General features: G+C 36.9%; 9 protein-coding genes. 6 read left to right on the top strand and 3 right to left on the bottom strand.

Annotated features, from left to right (window positions below; all coding sequences use genetic code 11):
- Window positions 1-83: 83 nt before the first annotated feature.
- Together JST55_00815 and JST55_00810 are read right to left on the bottom strand one after the other, a co-directional pair.
- The gene (locus JST55_00815) at window positions 84-7322 is read right to left on the bottom strand and encodes a T9SS type A sorting domain-containing protein (protein MBS1492016.1); all 7239 of its coding nucleotides are present in this window, start codon (window positions 7320-7322) and stop codon (window positions 84-86) included.
- Window positions 7323-7941: 619 nt separating this feature from the next.
- Window positions 7942-15372 carry a T9SS type A sorting domain-containing protein gene (locus JST55_00810; GenBank protein MBS1492015.1) on the bottom strand — a complete coding sequence of 2477 codons (7431 nt, stop codon included), beginning with the start codon at window positions 15370-15372 and terminating at the stop codon, window positions 7942-7944.
- Window positions 15373-15671: 299 nt separating this feature from the next.
- Between JST55_00810 and lpxB the strand changes: the two genes are divergently transcribed.
- The 5 genes from lpxB to JST55_00785 are packed head-to-tail and all read left to right on the top strand — an operon-like array spanning window position 15672 to window position 19830.
- Window positions 15672-16805, top strand: a complete 1134-nt coding sequence (gene lpxB / locus JST55_00805; GenBank protein MBS1492014.1) for a lipid-A-disaccharide synthase — start codon at window positions 15672-15674, stop codon at window positions 16803-16805.
- A gap of 2 nt (window positions 16806-16807) precedes the next feature.
- Window positions 16808-17389 carry a lysophospholipid acyltransferase family protein gene (locus JST55_00800; GenBank protein MBS1492013.1) on the top strand — a complete coding sequence of 194 codons (582 nt, stop codon included), beginning with the start codon at window positions 16808-16810 and terminating at the stop codon, window positions 17387-17389.
- The gene (gene lpxK / locus JST55_00795) at window positions 17386-18381 is read left to right on the top strand and encodes a tetraacyldisaccharide 4'-kinase (GenBank protein MBS1492012.1); all 996 of its coding nucleotides are present in this window, start codon (window positions 17386-17388) and stop codon (window positions 18379-18381) included. The genes JST55_00800 and lpxK overlap by 4 nt, the downstream gene beginning before the upstream one ends.
- Window positions 18381-19064, top strand: a complete 684-nt coding sequence (locus JST55_00790; protein MBS1492011.1) for a gamma-glutamyl-gamma-aminobutyrate hydrolase family protein — start codon at window positions 18381-18383, stop codon at window positions 19062-19064. The genes lpxK and JST55_00790 overlap by 1 nt, the downstream gene beginning before the upstream one ends.
- Complete coding sequence (locus JST55_00785; GenBank protein MBS1492010.1) at window positions 19048-19830, top strand: DUF4292 domain-containing protein; 783 nt, start codon at window positions 19048-19050, stop codon at window positions 19828-19830. The genes JST55_00790 and JST55_00785 overlap by 17 nt, the downstream gene beginning before the upstream one ends.
- Here the strand turns inward: JST55_00785 and JST55_00780 are convergent, their stop codons facing one another.
- Window positions 19831-20484 (bottom strand): hypothetical protein, encoded by a 654-nt coding sequence (locus JST55_00780; protein MBS1492009.1) that lies wholly within the window; start codon window positions 20482-20484, stop codon window positions 19831-19833. It abuts the gene before it with no gap.
- 68 nt (window positions 20485-20552) lie between these two features.
- Between JST55_00780 and JST55_00775 the strand changes: the two genes are divergently transcribed.
- The gene (locus JST55_00775) at window positions 20553-21689 is read left to right on the top strand and encodes a peptidoglycan DD-metalloendopeptidase family protein (GenBank protein ID MBS1492008.1); all 1137 of its coding nucleotides are present in this window, start codon (window positions 20553-20555) and stop codon (window positions 21687-21689) included.
- The last annotated feature ends 3 nt before the right edge of the window (window positions 21690-21692 follow it).

Raw genomic sequence — 21692 nt, 5'->3', positions numbered from 1 at the left:
TTAACTAAATAAAAAACCCGTACTGTTATACACAATACGGGTTTGTACAAATTTACTATTTATTTGGGTGCTACTTTTTAAAGTTATTTTACCAGAACCATTTTCTTAGTTGTGATAAATTTAGAGTTGTTGCCTTCTGCAATAATATTATAGAAGTAAGTTCCGCTTGATAAGTTTGAAGCATTGAACTGAACTGTCTGGTATCCTGCAGAAACGTTCTGATTGAGAATCGTTGCTACTTCTCTACCTGTCATATCATATAATCTGATAGATACTTTACTATCAAATGGCAGGTCATAATTTATTTTTGTTGTTGGATTAAACGGATTCGGATAGTTCTGGCTCATATCATACTTAGTCGGTACACCAATTTCAACCAGTGTAGTCAATGTGTAATATTTATAATTACCGTTGTTATCCGTTTGTTTCAATCTGTAATTATACTTACCGGTAGAAATATTTCTATCTTCGTAAGTATAGTTGTGGGGGGAATTTGATGTTCCGTTTCCTCTAACAAAATTTAACTTAGACCATGTTGCTGCTCCTTCTGGTTTTCTTTCAACATCAAAACCTACATTATTTTCTTCGACCGCAGTTGTCCATTTAAGATTTACATTTCTTCTTTCAACGTTAGCTGTAAATGTAGAAAGTTCAACAGGAAGCAGGTTATCTACGTTACCAACTACACCGAAATCAGAGAACGAATTAAATCCGTGACCTGCTACAGTTAAAAGTGAAAGCCCGTTTGAATCAGCAGTTGTAGTATGGTTTGTATAATCCCATGCCCAGGGCTGTGTGTTGTCATGCCTTTTTGCGAGACCTGTGTATTGATAGTTTGTTGTACTAAGATTCATGTTGTTTGCTTTGAACTTAATATCATATAAAAACGAAGCACTTTCTAATCCATCGGCAGCAGTTATAGTCCAATACTGTGGAGCTAAGTTAATGAAATTTACACCCAGCTGTGGAGCAGGAATGTATCCTAAACCGCCATTATCAGATAAAGTACCTGAACCTGAAGTATGATAAGAAGCTGTCAATGTACCGCCTTGTGTAGGTGCATTTGTAAAACTAATAACGGGAGCAACATAATCTGTAGCTCCATTGTTTAAAGGAAATATTGTATTTGTTGTTGTAGTTGTTCCAAACCATCTTCTAATGTTACCTCTTATTGAGCCGCCTGTTCTTGTTAATGTGCCTACATTCGATGTTGAAGTTCCAATAGTTATAGTATTAGAGCCCATAATCAAAAGACCATTTGACATTTCCAGGGAATCCGATACAGTAATTCCATCGCTTGAAGTTACGTTACCTGAATTATTCATCGTGAGTCTGTTAACATTTCCTGTAAATATTGAGGCAGGCAAAGTAATAGGTGACGAATTATTAAATATCATATTCGCGCTTCCGTTACTTGCATCAATACTGCCTGATGTTCTTACAGGAGAACTTCCTGTCAAGGTTAGTGAAAAAGTGCTTAAATCTAAAGTACCGCTTGTTAATGTCAGTACTCCGGAAATTGTTCTATTGCCTGATAATACTGCTGCGCCATCAATTACAATATTTACCGGACCGTTTGATGCCGGCCAGGTTATATCTGAAATAACACCGCCGGAAAATGTTGCTGTCGCATTTGCAGGATATGCAAATATATCTGCCGCTCCTAACGATAATGCGCCTAATGCTCCAACAAAAGAGCTGCTTGCTCCCATGGTGAATGTACATGCGCTTGCGCTGTTATTAGTTAATGTTACACCTGCTGAGTTATTTATCTTAAATTGAACGCCTGCAAAAATAGTCAACGAGGTTACAGAAGCCGGGTATCCGATTGTTTGCGCAGATGAGCCGTTGAATTCAACAGTATTAGTACCGGTTGAACCCATTATCTTCTGCGACGTATTTGTACTTGTTGAATTAAAGTTACCCTGTATTCTTAATACTGTTGTTTTAGCAGTCGTGCCCTGGAATCCACCCGGGTCATTTGATGCCGTTCCCGGAGTGCAAGCCATATCACCGGTTATTGTGATATTAGTTGTTCCGACAACGCTCGTATTTAGTGTCTGAGTTGTCGTTCCGTCTAATGTCAGCTTTCTCATTGAAATTGTTGATGTATTACCCGACGCATCTGATGCAAAGTTCCAGCTTCCTGTAGATGAATATGAAAACTGCAGCTCACCGAATGTAACTCCATTGGTAGCCATAAAATAAGAAACAGTTGAGCCAAGCATTCTTATTTTACCCGAACCTGTAGAAGTAAATCCTCCGGAAACTATAAAGTGATTATAAGGAGTATTACTGTTTGGAGTTGTAATTGCAAATCCTCCATCGGCATACGTCGCTCCTGAATTTACAAAAAGTGTTCCTTTATTGGTTGCAGGTGTTGAACCGCTTAATACTCCGCAATCTGAATTTGCCGAGAAAGTATAATCAGCAGACTGTGTTTTTATTCCGCCGGTAGAACACATGATAAATGTATTCGCAGGGTGATTTGTAATATTTATAGTCTGGTCTGCGTTAGCCATGTAATCTACCATACCTACTGTAGTACCACCCGTCGTCCAGTTAATTGTACCTGAAGCAGTAAAGTTATTGAAACCTGCTGAAGATGTATTAGATGTTCCGACAACTCCCGCAGCTGTTGATTGAGTAGCACCTACAACAGTAATATTTCCTGCTCCGCCCACTGTTTGTGTTCCGCAGTTTAGTCTTCCGTTTACTGTCAATGTTCTGCCGGTATTCATTGAAATATTATCATTCAATGTTATTGAAGCTGCTGTGGCAATTGTAAGATTGAATTCAAATGTTGTTGTTGCTACATCCAGATTACCTTCATCCGGATTTTTAATCAGCGTTGCGTCTTCGAGAATTATAATAATTCTTTCATTTGGTCTTTGCGCTTCAAAAATTCTGTCGACCACGCTTTTCATTCTTTCGTAAGTATAATAATATGTGTGGCGCGGTTTCACATCGTCAATTGTCTTAACTTCTTTTCCTTCTTCATTTTTAATAACTGATTCTTTATCACCGCCATTTTTAACTATTTGAACTTCTTCTTTGCTTGTTATATCTTTTCTATCAAGATCAAATGAAGGCTGTATGCCTGCATCATTTTGACTTCTTGTTGTATAATCAAAAGCCAGATTTTCTCTTTGTATAATCTGTATTGCATTTTCAGATTCGTCATTTTTTACAAACTGATACTTCGTATCAAATCTGTTTTCCTGATTAGCTGATGAAATACTATTTATTCCTGTGCTGAAATTATCTGTTACAGAACCGTCAATTGTTTTACCGCTTCCCGTCATATTAAGAGTCAAACTTCCTATATTTGATCCGCCCGTTGCGCCTGAATAAACCAGATTTCCTGCAATGTTATGAGTTGTTGAAGTTGCTGCAGTAAGAGCAAGCTTTGCTGTAGTTTCAACTGTATAATTATTACCTACTGTCAAAGTTTGAGATACTGTAAATATTTTTGAGAAGCCGCCTGAGCTTCCGCCTGACATAGTAAGGTTATATAACGATTGTGAACCGCCAAATGTAATTGTCTGCGAAGCAGCCGTTCCTGTTAAAGATAATGTTCCTGTTCCCTGTGTAAAAGTTCCGCTGGATTTAGTAAAGTTTCCTTTTACATTTAATGTTCCGGAGCCAAGTGTTATTACTCCTGCAGATTGTGTTAATGAGCCATTTACTGTTAAAGTATTCACTCCAAGTGAAATAGTTGCATTCGTTCCACAGGTAAGACTATTGACTGCATAATTTCCGTCAACAGTGATAGTTCCGGCTGAACCGGGTGCAATTGAAACGTTATCTGTAGAAGTGGGCAGCGAAGGATTACTGCTCCAGTTTGTCGGGTCACTCCAGTTTCCTGTAGTCCCTACCCATGATATAACTGAACCAATATCTGCAGAATTTCCTCCGAAATAAAAGGTAGATACTAAATTAGTCAGGTTCATACCTGTTCGGTTTACCTGCGGGTCTGTTACTGTATTTGTACCATTTGATGATGTTGCAAAAGCTGCTAAAGTGCTGTTCACCATTCTAAGGTTTGCAAGTGTATTTACTAAGAACAAACCTCCCGAGCCTTGTATTCTTGAATTTATTGTACCCGTTAACACACATCCGCTTTGAGTAACTGTCCACGAAGCATTAGACCGTGTATCAACACTAACAGCTGCATCTGTATAAGAGCTAATTGAAGTTGTTCCGGAGTTATTACTATGCGAAACAGTTATATAACCACCCGTGGATAGAGCGTTTTGGACACTGAATGATAAAGAGAAATTTCTGTTATTACCATTGTAAGCTATTGGATAAAATCCTTTATTTGTGCCGGCTGCTGCTAATGTTCCCATGGTTGTAGGAAGCCCTGTAGTTGGAAAATATCTGGAAATGGTTCCGGTTGTAAAATTCAATAAACCTGCAGTATAGAGTATTGTATCAATATTGGTCGAACTCCCCATAGTTAAATTATATGTACCAAAATTGAAATTTCCGGCAGTCATAGAAAGAAACCTAACAAGGGTTACATTTCTGTTAACAGTTAAACCATTTGTATTATTCAATAAAAATTGAGTTATTGAAACGTCACCTGCCGCCATTTCATTATAATTACCCATAACAACAGGATTCGCTGTAGATGTAGAATAGAAATATGAAGGGCTGCCTGCAGTTGTTACAATTGTTGGAACTGCATCAAAACTTCCTCCATCAGCAACACCACCATTTCCACCAACCTGTATAATTGCGATTGAAGTAGGTCTGCCAATTTTAAAATTAGAAACCCTGGTAAATAAACCTCTAAAAAGATTTATTCTGTTTACAACAAATGTATCAGTTTGTGAAAGGGTTACATCGCCTGAATTCTGAATAGTACTCAGTGCAGCAAACTTGCCTGCACCCGATAAGGCAATAGTTCCTGAAGTGGGCGAAAGTGCAAGAGTTCCTAAGAATTGTGTTGTACCTCCGGGAATATCACCAGCTAAAGTACCACTATTAGTAAAAGTATTTCCTGTAAGTGTTAAAACTCGAGTTGTTGTAGCCGAGCCGACGAAAAGATATGCATTACTTTGGATTGTTATGCTATTTAATACAGTTATGTCGCTTAATAATCTAGCCATTCTTGATGTTGATCCATCAGTTCTGTTATTGATACTTAAATTCCATAGTGACATTGTGCTTGTTAGTCCAAATCCTGATGTGTTCGATAAAGTACCACCAGAAGTAGTAGATGTCCCGTCCCCTATTTGTAAAGTACCCCCGGTTATAGTTTTGGTTCCGCCTGTAGTTCCGGAAAAAGCTGTACCACCTGCCGCGCTGTGAGGATCTACTATGGTAATCGTTCCGCCTGACCAGACAACAGTCATTGTAGAGTTAATCGTCAATGCTGCAGTACCAGTTGTCAATGCATTTGTTGCATTTATATCTATATTAAAATTTCCGCCCGACATCAGTAACTGAGAAGTAGAAGCAGCATTCCAAGCTACAGCTCCATTCATGTTTAAAGTCCCGCCTGACATATTTAATACACCGGAAGTTCCAAAAGTCATTGTGTTATTTCCTGAACCATAGGTAAAAGTACCGTTATCAATTCTAAGCTCTCCGTTAATAGTAGGTGCACCTGCAGATCCCGCTAAAATACTGCAAGATGCATTGTTTAACCACAATCGTGAGTTCAAACCTATAATAGTTTGTGAGCCTCCCCATGGGGTAATAGTTGTAGCACTTGAAATTTTTAGAGTTCCTGCAGTCATAGTAATTCCTAATGCACTTGCAGCAATTGCGCGCATTGTTATAACAGATGTAACATCTAGAATAGCTCCGGTTTGAGTTGTACCTTTATTTAAAGTGATGGTATAAAAATCTGTTGTACCTCCTGATCCTGAAATTGTACCATTTTGATTTCCGAAGAAAGTTGTAATTACTCCGGCTGTTGTATTCATATCGAAAGTACCGTTATTCGTAAGGCTTCCTGTAGTAGCAGTTGTTGCATTTGTTCCTATACCTAAAGTAGCTGTTGTCAATGAACCTGATCCTGCGGTGAATGTAGCGCCTGCATTTACAGTAACAGTTTGCGAGACAAGTAAGCCTGCAGTTGGAGTTGCCTGATATTGAAGAACCCCGGATGTCCCGCCGCCAACTGTTAAATTATAACATACCAAACCGGTAGCATCAATTGTAACAGTTACCCCATCAGGAATGACTACATTATCAGTCGAAGATGGCACTCCCGAAGGTGTCCAAGTACCAGGTGTATTCCAACCGCCTGTTGAAGCTGTTTTAGTAACCGGTCCAGATGTTGCCTGTGTACCAGTAAGAGCAGTACTGAATCCCCCTTCACTGTAAGCAAATACTTTCCATTGGTAAGTTGTGCTCAGCGTAAGTCCGGTAACATTTGCAGTAACTGCATTGGCAGCGGCAGTTTGAACAAAGTTGTATGTAGTACCGCCGTCAGTTGAGTTATAAATTACGTAACCGTTTTCTCCTGTTGCATTATCTGTCCAGTTTAATGTCATGCTGCTTGAACCTACAGAAGTAAAGCTTAAACTTGTTGGAGCTGTACGAACGGGAGGAGTAAATCTGTAGTATTTTCTGCTTCCGTTTGAAGCAGAATTCAAATCTGTAATTGTTGAACTTGCTGAGTAGGAATTTGAAGTCTGAGTAATGGTTGTATTAGTAGCATTCGTGTTGGTATTCAGAGTCATAATATTCAGAGCAGTCGTATTATTAGAGAACCCTACGTAATAGACATTGGTTGCAGCACTATTTGTCGTCATCGTGCCGTAAATATATTCTATAACTCCGGTCGATTCATATAATCTTGCCTGGAAAGTTGCAGTACCTGCAGCAGCAGTGCTTAAATATCTTATCATAGTATTACTCCACTCGATAACAAGAGTTCTGTTAGGAGCTGAGCCAACAACTTTATATCTTACAATTCCGTCTGTACCAACTCTCATATCATTGGCAAATGGAGCAAGAACAGGAGTAGAGTTACCTCCTATCACGTATTGACCGGTAGTTGTTGTTGTGCCCATCGTGATAATACCGTTATCACTGATTGAAAACTGAGTATATCTTGAAGCCATAAAAAAGAAATCAAAGCCGATGCTGGTTAATGGCGATGAAGTATCGTCTGTACCGGCGGCAAGCAAAGAAGTCGCGCCGGTTGTCATATCAACTGTGTTACCGTTCATATCGGCAGCCAGTGAACCGTTTGTATTTGTAGTCAAAGTATAGTTAGCTGTACTTTGCGCATTTGCCAAATACGATGTCATTAATACAAATGACATGAGAAAGAGAACAAACAGGGTAAGTTTTCTCATAGGAGGTAGAGGTTAAATTTACGTTTAATAAACTTTTTTTGTATGAAATTTTATTTTTATAAAGATTAGATAAAAACAAGAATCCAATGGGGTTTGGATAATGAATATATCTACGCCAATTTTAGTAATAAGTGGTTTAAAATAGAATAATTGCAATAACAATACAATATTATAAATGGAAGGAAATGCCAATTTCTTATTTGAATTGTGACATGGATTTTTTAAGAGATTTGTAGTAGTAATAGGCTGAAACTACTAATAATTGTCCTCAAAATATAAGATATTGCAAATAATGAATGGAAACGAAGTTTACAAACTATATATACAAATCATACAAAAAATAGAACGTGACAAAAATCAATATTTGTGAAATATTTGCAGAAATTGAAGGTTACAGAAAAGAATAAAGAAAAGATAAGAGTATATTACTGTTTTAACAATACTATTAATGCGAAAAAGCCTGATATATTACTGTTTATTCATTGGTTTAGTGCAAATCTTACGAGGGGGCGTAAGTTTCGCTATGCGTTTTTTCAATAATTTATTGAGTATAAAATAAAAAACCCGCCCCGATAAAAAATCAGGACGGGCTTTAAAAATACTACTTAAATATTAGATCTTATTTTACAAGTACCATTTTCTTTGTTGTAATGAATTTAGAAGCATTACCGCCTTCTGCAATAATATTGTAGAAGTATGTACCACTTGCTAAATTTGAAGCATTGAACTGAACTGTATGATAACCTGCTGACTGAGTTGCGTTAATAATTGTAGCAACTTGTCTTCCTGTCATATCATATAGCATGATAGAAACCTTGCTATCGAATGGCAAATCGTAATTAATCTTTGTTGTTGGATTAAACGGATTCGGATAGTTTTGGCTAATATCAAATTTAGTTGGAATACCTACATCTACAAGTGAAGATAACTGATGATAATTGAAGTTTCCGTTATTATCGATTTGTTTCAATCTGTAGTTGTATTTTCCTGACTCAATGTTTCTATCAATGAAGCTATAGCTATGAGTAGTAGCTGATGTACCGTTACCGGCTACGTTACCGACTTTTGTCCATGTTTGTGAAGTTGAAATCTTTCTTTCAATATCAAAACCTGCATTATTCAGTTCAGAAACTGTAGACCAATTAAGGTTTACATTTCTTCTGTCAATGTTTGCTGTGAATGAAGCAAGTTCAACAGGTAAAGGTGCATTGTTATCACCTAAACCGAATGTTGAGAATGATGACAATCCATGAATGATGATTTTGTGCTGTGCTGAATTACGTTCGTATTCCCCCGGGTTCGTACCATAAACGAGGAACGGAGCATAAACACCGCCGCCATCTTCAGATTTACAGATTACAACGTTTGTATCAGCAGGAATAGTACCTAATTGAGCCGGATCATAATATAAAGTTAAATCGTATGTGAATCCTGTACCGTCAGGAACAGTGATAACCCAGTAACCGTTACCAACATTGAAACCTGTTGATCCCGGAGGATTTGTTCCAGGGTAGAATGTAAATGTAATAGCTGATGGATTTGTTCCTGTGGCACCCCAATCAATTTGCGCAAGTAATTTACCGTTAGAGGTAAATGTTTGTGTACCGCCGCCTACCGGAGGAGCTGCAGGGCTTCCTGCTACTGATGGTGCTGCTGCTACCGGAACGAACTCGTACGCACCAATATCAACTGCTCCGCCTGCTACTGTTACGCTTCTGGCTGTTCCGTTATAGTCGTTTGTTACTAATCCCGGAAGACCATTACCGCTTAATAACCAGCAATTAGCATTATTTACATCAGGTAATAGATTTGTTGAAGATGTATAAGCAGGGTCACCCGATAATGAGTATGAATCTAACGAAGTAGCTGCTTTATAAAGAGCTAATGTAGTGTAGTTAGTTGTTGCAATTTTTCCGGCTAATTTAACGCCTGAACCTGTTGCATTATCATATAAATTATTATAGTTAGAATTTTCTAACTGAGATGCAGCAGATTGTAAATAAATACAAGTTGAGCCGTATCCTGTTGCTGCAGATAATCCTGCATTGTTTACAATTGAGTTGTTTCTTATATCAGCCGTAGAACCTGTTGCTAGACAGATACCTGTAGTTAAAGCATCTGTTTGGTTTAGTGTATTTCTTCCAAGGCTGATTGAGTTATTGTAGATTTTGATACCTGTTTGTGTGCCTGTAGCGTAAACACCGTGAGTATTATCTCCAAGTACTGTTAAGTGCGTCCATCCGTCACCCCATAAATCAGCAATAACGTTGTTTCTTACAATGTTATTAGAAGCAGTTTCACCTGTTGTAAGAAGCACTCCATAATTACCATAACCACTGGTTCCGGTATATCCTAAGGTGTTAATGTTATTTCTTTCAACAACTATATTTTTAGCAGCTGTTGGGAGCCAGATTCCTCTGTGGTCAAGCGCAGAAACTGTTTCAAAGTTTGCAATGGTGTTTTGTGAAATCAATCCGCCGTTTGTTCCCTGCATACCGATACCACAGAAACCGATGCAATTTGCTCCGGATGTTGCTAAGTTATTATTTGTAAATGAAATGTTGGTCATGTTATTAGTACCTGCAGCCGAGCCGCCAACGCTTAAAACACCAAACATTGATTTCTGGAATGTACAGTTTGTAACAACAATTCCATTACCGTAACCATTTCCGAAACCGCCTGCTGCCTGGTCAGAAATTGTAATACCAATTGCGGTGGTAGTTGTTCCTGAATTTAATCCTCCGACTACTGTTACATTTTTAACAGTGTCCTGAGTAATAGTTGTTGTACCTGAAGAAGCAATATGAATACCAATAGGTGCTGTTGCACTGCTGTTTGTAATTGTCAGTGCTTCTGCGCCGAATGGATTACCGTCTATCGTAAAGTAGTTTAATCCGATAGATTTAATGATCGGAAGTGATGCCTGTGAAGAAGAAATAGATACACTTACACCTGCTGCAGGTCTTATTTTCAAAGTATTAACTGCAGTAGTTGGCGCATCACTTACATTATTGAGAACTATGTTACCTTCTGCATAAGATGCATCTGTCAATGAAAATACAGTTGCTCCGTTTACACCTCTTGAATTAAAAGCTGAAACTGCTGAAGCTAATGTAGCAAAGTCCCCAACCATTGCATCAGGTAAACCTAACTGTAATTTTTCTTCTTTAGTGAATTCATGATAAAGGGTTCCTTTGTATTCTACACCGTTAACCATAGGTACCTGATATGTTTCTTCTACAGTTGTAAATACATAATCACTCTCTTTGTATTCAGGAAGTTTATTAAGTGCTTCTGAATTTGGATTAGATTTAGTATCTACTTTCGCTGCATCGTTGTCCGCTAAAACTCTTCTTTGAACCTGTCTTGTACGAGTTTCAAATTCGAGCTTGCCTCCGCCGATAGGTCTGAATAAAGTGGTTCCCACTGTATAGGTACCTGAAAGCGGTGGTGCTGCAATAGTGTAAGTATTAGGTGATGTTGGATATGTTGTAATTGTATTAACATCTGTAGCAACTAAACCTGTTGCAGGATTAGAATTAACTGCACCAAGGTTATCCTGAGCAACAACGAAATATGAAACTACATCTGCAACTGATAAACCGGAAGTTCCGATTGTGAAGTCGTATGTGGAACCGTTATAAACACCTGCTGCGCTGTTTGCCAAGCTGAATGCAGCTGCATTTACTTTCCAGTAAACTCTTGGAGCGTTTCCGCCGCCGGCAACTCCGTCACCATCTGTAATGCTGACACTGTTGAGAGATCTGGAATTTAAGTTACTTGTTCCTGTTAATGCTGTATATGTAATTACCGGACCTCCATTTAAAGTTGCTTCATAAGCGCCTAATGTAGGAGTTGATGCATCTCTGGTTGCTCCTGTGTAGTCAGTCGTAACACTTACAGGTGTTCCAACGTGATAAACAGGTGAACCTGCCAGAATTCTAAGGTCATTGGTTGCATTACTGAATGTAGGATCGACTACTAATGAGTTTGCATTTCCACCGAATCCTGTTTGTATTCCGGCGAGATTTGTTCTGTCCGAACCTAAAAATCCCGGAATAGCCGATGCAGCGTTAAATGTATTAGCTACATAATAATCATTGTAGTTTATATTAGTGAAAGCTGTATTTGCAGCTGCACTATAAATAGCATAGTTCTTTTGTGTAGTACTGGTACCGGTCTGAGTATTTGCTAAAACATTATTTCTAATATCTAATGCACTTGCACCTGAACCGACATATAACGCTGCAGTAATAGCAGTCGTTGAACCTGAACCCATACTTCCTGTCATGCTCACACTATTATAGTATAACGAAACACCGCCTGCAGTTGTGGAAATAGTTGTTGAACCTCCGACTGTTCCAATCCATATACCCGCAGAAGATGAATTACTGAAAGCATTCCAGTTGGAACCGTTTACTCCATAAATTACGTTATTGGCAATTGTCAATGAGCTGGAAGCAGTACCTGTTCCAACGGTAATACCTCTGCCGCCGTAACCGCCTGTATTGGTTGCCAATATGTTAGTAATTAAATTTCTGGTAACAGTTGATGATACAAAACCTGTTTCAAGTGAAATACCGACAGGTTGAAAAGCACCAGATGTAGTAACACTGATTGTGTTTAGAGAAATTGAGCTGGTTAATGCATTTCCTACCTGGATTGCCTGTGTCTGAATTGTTGTGTTTGAATTCAGATTATTACCGGTAATGTTTAAATTATCATCACCGCCTGAAGTTACAGAAGCAGTACCTGCTACATAAATGCTTACAGTGGCAACTGTTATTGTATTATTTTGAATTGTAACATTATCATTATCTGCACCTGAAGTTCCGGGAGTATTTCCGCCGACTGCAATACCGTATCCGGTTGCAGTACTTGCACCAGTGCTCATGATACAATTTTTAATTGTATTATTTGTTGCACCTTGGCCAGTACCTAAACTTACAAGGGATATGACTGTTGGTGATGTTGTATTTGTATTTGAAATTGTTAGGCTCTTATCTGTACCGCCGCTGTTACTTCCATCTATAATTACATTATCTGATCCGTTCAATTTGATAAGTGCAGCACTTGGAATTGAACCTGTTACTGTTGCGGTTGAGTTTGGTTTTATTGTTAATGTAAATGAGCCGCCATAATTTGAAACTGTGTTTAATACTGCCGTTGCAGTTTCAGTGGTACCTTCTGCCTGAATATCAAGAATAAGATTTGCTGTAAGTACTTTTGTGTTAATATCGTCAAAAGCTGCTTTTAAAGTTGCATAATCTCTTCCGGCTGAACCTACTGTCTTAGTTCCTGAAATTGAACCTACAGCTGTAAATGTATTTGGAGTTGTAGGAGGAGTTGAAACTGCCGGTGGATTAGCTGTAAATCCTGAAGCTCCTAATGAAGGAGAGCATGAGAAGTTCGGTGATCCTGCCGCATCCTGAGCAACTAGGTAATATGAAATTACATCACCCGGGGCAGATGTTACTGAACCAAAAGTGAATGTGTATTGATTTGAACCGATATCAGTTCCAGTTACAGCTGAGTATGCTCCTGCATTAAGTTTATAATAAAGTGTAGGTAAACCTGCACCTGAACCTACGCCTGAAGCGTCTGTGATTGTAGCAGTCAGTGTTTGATTTGCTCCAACTATTGTATTAGTCAATGGTGTATAAGATATTGCAGGACCTGAAACATCCTGTGCTACGAAGTTACCTGCATCGGCACCCATATCTGTTGGTGTTAATGTGCTTCTTGTCTGTCCGTCAAAATCATCTGTTACTCCGGCAACAGCAATACCTGAACCTTCGATAACTGTAGGATTTGTCGGGCTAATATGTAAATCCACCGTAGAAGAAGTTCCTGCCGGTGTTAGGAACTGAGGATCATATCCTTCAATACTTGAACCGTCCTGACCTGTTGCAACTTTCCATGCTGATAAATTAGCAACATCTAAAGAGTTAAAAAATCCGAACACACCACCTGTTCCATTAACATATACGAGGTTATAATCGGAAGCTAAGCCTGTAGGATTTGCTGCGGTACCGCCTACTCTGATACCATAGTGTTTACCTGTGCTGGTTCCGTTACTTCTTGCATTCCAGAAAATATTATCTTTGAAATTTCTGGTATTGGTGGTTATAGTGCTTATAAAGGCATAAGTATTTGCAGCTGTTGTAACAACACCTGAACCGCCGATATATACACTGTTATTGTAAAAATTATCTGTACCTGCTACCTGTTCGTTAATACCGTTGATAACGATACCTGCAGTAATTGAACTTCCTGCAGCATCGATACCAAGACGGATCATATTATTCTTATAAGTAGATGTACCCGAGTTAACGGATATACCGTTCATTGTAGCTGATGCGCTGGATGAAACAATACTGAAAGAATGAATAAAATTCCTTTCTATTGTATTTGTTCCCGTAGTTGAACCGTACATAATACCTGTTACAGTTACTGCACCTGCAGCACTTGTATTAGATAAGGTATGAATTAAATTTGATGTTAATGTATGGTTACTGCTTGTAGCGGCATTTGTTGCAATACCCATAACGGAAGCTCCTGTTCCTGTTCCGGTACCGCCTGCTGCAGTTATGTTTCTGATTGTGTTAGTTGATAGATTTCCGTTACCGGTTGCTATCTGCATACCAATCATCTGAGCAGTAGTAGAAGTTGAGTTACTCGAAATAGAGTTTGCAACCGTACCACCTATTAAATTATTGGAAGCAGTGAATACCAGTGCGGCACCTGTATTACATCTTATTCCGTAAAATATAAAAGCTCCGGATGCGCCTGCATTATTTGCAGTAAACCCGCCGATTGTATTATTTCTGCAATTCCAGTCATTTGAACCGAAGTTGTAGAAACCATAAACATCTGTAGCTGTAGTTGTATTTGTTGAATAAACTATTGAGCCTGTTGCTGACTGGCTTCCGATTGTATTACTATCAGTATTTGTAAGACCTGTGTTTGCAAGTATACATGCAAAAGGTGTGCTTGTGCTTGTTCCGCTTGATGTAACACCGGTTAAGCTGATAGCAGCAATTGTATTATTTGAAATTCTGTTTAATGTACCGCTTGTAATAGCAGTAAGGTGAATAGCTCTGAATATACCTGTGCTTCCTGTTAAAGTATATGTACCTGTCTGAGAATTAGTTGCATAACCGATAATATTATTTGTTATTATAGCTCCCTGCATCCCTGAAGTTGCAGTTGATGGACCCATCAAAATTGCATTATGTACTGCGCCTGTTGTCCATGTTCTGGTTGCGCCCTGATAAAATTTATTTCCTGTAACTGTCCAGTTATTACATCCGCCGTTTGTAGCTACCCCGGCACTGGTTACGGTTGCAGAAAAATAATCGTGAATAGTATTATTGCTAATAACTATTCCGCTGTTACCAATAGCTGTGGTTGTAGTTGAACCGTTACCTAAAATACATTTTGTAGGTAAGTTAACACCTGCCGGTCCGATATCACAATTAGAAATTGTGTTGTTATCGTTTCCGTTAGCTGTAACTGCATCTGTAGAAAAGAACACCACTGCACCGTTAGTGGCAACTGATGCATTTCCTGAACCTTGCAAACTGCAATTTGTAATTGTATTATTTGTTGCACCGCCAATAAACCTGATAGTACTGGTAACTGAAGTAGCAGATGCTGTAGTATTAGAAATAGTTAAGCTGTTGCCTCCGGTGTTCAGACCGTCAATCGTGACGTTGTCTGCACCTGAAAAATCTATCATAGGACTACCCGCTGTGGTTGCTCCTGTAATTGTTCTGGAAGCCCCGCCTGTAGGAGAGATAGTTATTGATGTCCATACACCTGCATTTAAAGTTGCAGTTGCTGAACCTTCAGATGTATTTCCGGAAATTCCGATGGTTATTACGGCTGACGTCTGAGCCCCGCCGTTAATTGCAGTGAACGCTGCGCCAAGGGTTGTGTAGGAACCGTTTCCTACCAATGCTCCGCTGACATCAACTTGCGCGTTTGCTGTGAGCGTGAGAAACAAAACAGCAATACACGCCAATAGAGATACTAAAGATTTCCTCATAGAGTGAGTTTGGTTAAATTGATAAATAAAAAAAGTAATGTTTTAGAAAAAAAATTATAAAATATGGCAAAATTCTGAATTAATCAGAATTTTGCAAAAATAGTTGAGTCGGAATAGGTTTAACTCTGTAAAATAGACTAAAAACGATTTGTTTTCAATTATAATTAGTCTTATAACACTGACATTTTCAGACGTTTGTGACATGGTATTTTGGAGTCCTAAATTCTTAATAGTAATACTTTTAATGGATTTTTTTTTATTCTGATAAAGAGTAATTATTTAACTAATTTAGGGTAATTTTGAACACATCCAGTAAAAAAATATTTATTGTCGCAGGAGAATCCTCAGGAGATTTCCATGGGGCTAATGTAATTCGTGCATTGACTAATATTTATCCGGACGTTTCTTTAAAAGGTATTGGGGGAAACGAACTTGAAAACAGCGGTGTAGAACTTATTCACAATTTTAAAGAAATTAACTTTATAGGATTTACCAAAGTAATAAAGAATTTAAAAAAAATTACCGGAGTTTTAAATGATACTGTAAAGCAAATAAAGAGTTTTGAACCCGACTTGGTAATTCTTGTGGACTTTCCGGGATTCAATTTAAAGCTCGCAGAGAAAATCAGAGTGTTTTATACCGGCAAAATTATTTATTATATCTCTCCGCAAATCTGGGCATGGCATTACAGCAGGATAAAAAAAATTAAAAAGCTTATAGATAAAATGCTTGTTATATTTCCTTTTGAAAAAGAAATGTATGAGAAGGAAGGAGTCGCAGCTGAATTTGTAGGTCATCCGCTGAATAATCGTATAAATAAATATTTAAGTGAAAACAAAAAAACCGAAGGCAGAACAAAGATAATATCTTTAATGCCCGGAAGCCGAAAAGAAGAAATTGACAGAATCTTTCCTGTTTTCATTGAGACAGGTAACAAATTAATTAAAGAATTCAGCAGCAAAGTTAATGTGATTTGTTCGGAGAATTTCCCGATGGAGTTTTATAAAAAATTCAAAGGCATAGAGAATTTTAATTTCATTCTCAATAATTCAAGTGAAGCGTTGTATAGAACTATTCTGGATTCTGATTTGGTCATCACAAAAATCGGGACATCTTCAATGGAATGCGCATTGCTTGAAACTCCATTTATATCCGGATACAAAGCAGGTAAAATGAATTACCTAATAGGTAAAAATCTTGTAAGGATAGATAACTTTGCAATGGTAAATATACTACTGAAACGCAAAGCCGTAAAAGAATTTATACAGGAAAATATGACTTCTGAAAATATTTTTAATGAAGCAAAAAAGATTTTAACTGATAAAAAATATGCCGAGCAAATGAAGAACGATTTCAAAGAAATGAAAAAAATACTGACAGATAAAAATGCTTCACAGAATGCCGCAGAAATAATTTCAACCTATTTGAAGTAAGATTGAAGAGTTTTTTAGAATATAGTGTTTTACCTTTTTTAATAAGAGTTTTAGTCAGTACCCTGAGAGTTGAAATTACCAATGAAAGTGCTTTAAACAAACAGGCAGTATTTATTTTCTGGCATTCACAAATGTTGCTGGGCTGGAGTTTATTTAAGAATAAAAAATCATGCGCATTGGTTTCTCAGAGTAAAGACGGAGAAATATTATCTACACTTTTAAAAAAGTGGAATTACAAAGTAAGCCGCGGCTCTAGTTCAAAAGGCGGAAAGGAAGCATTGAACGATTTATTTGAAGTAGCTAAGGACGGATACAATATTGTGATTACACCTGATGGTCCGCGCGGACCATTGAAAGAAATTAAAAACGGCGCACTCATAGTTTCTCATGAATGTAAAATTCCGGTTATACCTGTAAAGATTAATTACTCTTCAAAAAAAATATTAAAGAGCTGGGATAAATTTGAAATCCCCTATCCGTTTTCAAAATGTAATGTAAAATTTGGCAAAGAATATAAATACGATGAGTATCTTGATGAAGCAAGACTTACTGAATTTAAAAAACAATTAGCATCTGAACTTTGAATTACCTGCGATTATTTTTATTACCGTTTAGTTTAATTTTTCTGCTTATTGTTCTGGTAAGGAATAAACTCTATGATTGGAAAATAATAAAGCAGGTAAAGCTGAATGTTCCTGTTGTTTCTATCGGTAATATAAAAACAGGCGGGACAGGAAAAACGCCGTTCACAATTTTTTTGGCAGAATTTCTATTGAAGAGAAATTTAAAAGTTGCCATAGTTTCAGGAGGCTATAAAAAGGAAAATGTTGACGAAATTTATTTTATAACCGGAAAAGAGCAATCTCCAGCTATAAAAAATCTTGGCGATGAGCCCTTTCTTATCTTCACCAGATTAAAAAATATTTCAGATAATTTTATTCTTGCTTCAGGCGGGAAAAAATATTCTACTTCAAAAATCACTTCTGAAAAATATAAGCCGGATGTGATAATTATTGACGACGGGTTTCAGCATAGGGACTTGTTTCGCGATATAGACATAGTATTAATTGAACATCCTCAAACATTACAGGATAAAATTTTGCTTCCTGCCGGAAATCTGAGAGAAACAAGTTCAGGTCTTAAAAGAGCTTCCATTGTCATTAGGAATAATAAATCTCAAATAATAGAAACAAACGATTTGATTTCTATAAAATATATAAACAAAGGTTATTTTGACCTGAGCGGCGCACAGGTTCAATTAGATAATGCTGTTTATACTTTATGCGGAATTGCAAATCCCCACTCTTTTTATTCACTTATTAATACGGATAAATTAAATATTTTAAGAAAGTTTGAATTTCCCGACCATCATATATTTAAAGAGGAAGAACTCGAAAAACTTTTTACGGGAATTGATAAGGAAAAAGTAATTGTTACTACTGAAAAAGATTTCGTAAAACTGCAATGTATGAAAGAGTTATTTAAGAAATACAGAATCGTTTGCCTTAAGATAGACGTTCAGTTTAAAAAGGGAAAAGATATTTTTGAAAACAGAATTAAAGAAATAATTTTATAATGAAAATAGGAATTTCAAAATCTGAATCTAAGTTTGAAAGATATACAAAGTGGCTTGACCACTTTGAAGTAAACTATGAAGTACTTGATTACGAAAATCATGAAAAGGATTTACAAAAATTTGATGATTGCGCGGGGCTAATTCTTTCCGGCGGAGTGGATATTTACCCCGAAATTTACTGTGACTGGGACACTCCCGAAACAAAAGGAACATACATCCCTGAGCGCGATGGATTTGAAATGAAGCTGATTGAAAAAGCTATCAGGCAGAAGAAACCTATTCTTGGAATCTGCAGAGGGCTGCAATTAATAAATGTATTTTTCAGAGGCAGTCTTATTTTTGATCTGGAAGAGATAAGAAATGTAAATCACAGAAAAATTTCGGAGACGGAAGACAGAATTCACGAGATAAGAATTTTTAATGATACACTGCTTAAAGAAATAATAAAAGAAGATACAGCCGAAGTTACCAGTTCACATCATCAATCTGCGGACAGGCTTGGAGAAGGTCTTATGATTTCAGCAAAATCACCCGACGGAGTAATAGAAGCAATTGAATATGCAGATAAATTAAATAAGAACTTTATGATTGCTGTTCAATACCACCCCGAAAGATTTTTAAATTTTGAAAAAGCCGCATCAAAAAATTTACTGGAGAGATTTTTAAGTGAGTGTAATAAATAAAAAAATATTGTTGTATCTGCTTGTGGTGCCATTGGCTTTTTTGTATTCCTGTACTTCCGGCGGAAGTTCAATTAATGAAAATGATTATTCCATTGGAGATATTATTTCTTCAGTTAATAAAAATTCTGAAAAATTGAAATCAATGAAAGGCGAAGGTGTAATTTCAATTGATTCACCTGATATGAGTAATTCGGGATCATTTACGTTAAGCATTGTCAAACCGGATAGTCTATATATAAAGCTTGAAGGCCCATTTGGAGTAAGCATTGCAGCAATACTTTTGGAGAGAAGCAGATTCACTTATTATAATATTCAGGATAACCGTGTTATCATAGCGCCATCAACAGGAACAAATATAAAAGCTGTGTTGAGAATAGCTTTGGATTTTGATGATTTCATAAACGGATTTTCCGGCTCATATAATTTTGCAGATACGAACTCACAGAATTTTACCCTTAGCAAAAGTGAAGACAATTTAGTCTTGATCCAAAAAACACAGGATGAAACTAAAAAATATTTTATTCATCCATTAAAAAGGTATATAAAGCAATACAATGTTTACGATAAAAACGGAAAAGAAAAGCTAACGGTAGAGTATACAAATTTTTCTGAGGAAGACGGATACTATTTCCCGAACAAGATTAAAATTTCAAGAGCAGCAATGAATGAATATGTATTTCTTGATTACAGTAAGAAGGAACTGAACAAGGGATATTTAGGATATAAAATTAAATACCCCAAGTCAGCAAAAGTTATAGAGTGGTAATTATTTTCTCAGTTCGGCTTCAAAAATTTCTTTGCTGCCTGCTTTTGAAATAACATTCATAGGTCGCACCCATGTTAATTTTCTTCCTTCTTGGGTAGTTGCATTGGATGAAATTACATCATAAGGAAATTCGATTGAAAGAATAAACTGTCTTCCTTCAAACATTTGCCCATTAAGTTCGCTCATTGAATTATCATTTTCTGAATCCTGATTAGCCATCTCGTAATAAAATTTTATAATGTCACCCTGCTCTTTCATATAAATGCTTGATTTACTCTTTGATGCCTCATCGTCATCCATTGAAACTGCAATTGCCTTTATGTCTTTGAAGTCATAGTCAACTTTTAAATTCTTGCCGGAGTCAGGTGTGTTTGCAGATGTTAAGTCTTTAAGTTCTATTAAATCGTTTCCTTTGAAGTTCTTTTTTATTTCAGAAATTATAGTAGAGTCCTGATATACATCAATTTTTTTAGTGGTATCTAAGGCAGCAAGTCCTTTCATCATTTGAAAAAATTGAGATGAAATGTTTATGTTCATAGTTTCTGAACCTGAACCGTCTTTGTTCAGTTTTATATTTCTGGTTATATCAACACACGAACTGAACAGAAATACAAAAGGAAGTAAAATTAAAATTTGTTTGTAAAATTTTTTCATTATCACGGGGTTTATTTTTGATTAAAATATACACATATAAGAGAATATTAAATTATAAAATTTTATTATTGAGTTTCTCACTTTTTCTATTTTACGGTCTGGTGGATTTTGACTTCAGAACCGATAAATCGAATCAGCTGGAAATTTACAAACAGGAACTTGCCAAAATTGAAAAAGATATTCTTGATACTAAAAGCGCAATTACTTTAAACTCTGAACAATTAAAAAACTATACTTTTCAAGTATCAGCTGTTGCAGATCTGCTGAAGAAGGTCCAGCCTGATACCTTAAAAGAGGAACGTGCTTTGATTTTAATGGATGAACAGCTTAAAAAAGTGAATGATAAGTTGTTAAAGATTAAAGCAAAGTTCGGCGCAAGAGTAATATGGCTATATAAAAACGGGGAAAATTATGAAAGTGAACTTCTGTTCAGTTCAAAATCGCTGAATGATTTTTATGTTAGACTTGCATATCTTGAGAAAGCAACTAAAATAAGAAAATCTGAGATTGAAAAAATCCGCAAAGAGCAGAAAGTGTTACAGGAAGCGAAACGAATTATGACACTTTCTTATGCCCAGAAGATGAAAGTAATCGAAGGAAAGTCTGAGGATAAGCAGTCCTTAATGGAAAAGAAAATTCAATTTGAAAATAAAGTTAAGTCATTAAAGTACAGAGTTGATGAACTTGAACGAAGAAAAGATTTTGTAGCAAAAAATATCAGGCTTATTGAGAACCAGCTTGCCGATAAATCGTTTGACAGATATGTTACACTTGACCAGAATGTTACCTATGACGGCCAGCCTGTTTCCTCACTTAAAGGTAAACTAATTGTACCTGTGCTAAGCACATATATATTGAAAGATTTCGGTTTGGGATTTGACTTCAATCACAGGATTTATACTTATAATACCGGCATAGATGTATCAATAGCCAAAGGCTCTGAAGTAAAAGCAATTGCAAGCGGGACTGTCGAATCAATTGTCTTTATTCCGATGTACGGCAATATGATTTTCATCAATCATGGCGAAGGAATAAAATCAGTTTATGGAGTTATTGAAAATATGAAAGTGAAGCCCGGAGATGTTATCAAAGCGGGTAATGTTATTGCTTATACATCGGATAATGAGAACGGTCAGTCATTTCATTTTGAATTATGGAGATGGAGCCGCGCGCTTGACCCGAAACAATGGGTAAAGGTTAATTAAGAG

This window comes from Bacteroidota bacterium (assembly GCA_018266835.1).
GTDB lineage: Bacteria > Bacteroidota > Ignavibacteria > Tepidaquicellales > Tepidaquicellaceae > JAFDZO01.
This window is presented reverse-complemented; position numbering and strand designations above follow the sequence as displayed.

What these genes read in the sequence shown, in the direction of transcription:
- JST55_00780 (MBS1492009.1), bottom strand. Translation starts at nt 20,484, where the DNA reads ATGAAAAAATTTTACAAACAAATTTTAATTTTACTTCCTTTTGTATTT.
- JST55_00815 (MBS1492016.1), bottom strand. Translation starts at nt 7,322, where the DNA reads ATGAGAAAACTTACCCTGTTTGTTCTCTTTCTCATGTCATTTGTATTA.
- JST55_00790 (MBS1492011.1), top strand. Translation starts at nt 18,381, where the DNA reads ATGAAAATAGGAATTTCAAAATCTGAATCTAAGTTTGAAAGATATACA.
- JST55_00810 (MBS1492015.1), bottom strand. Translation starts at nt 15,372, where the DNA reads ATGAGGAAATCTTTAGTATCTCTATTGGCGTGTATTGCTGTTTTGTTT.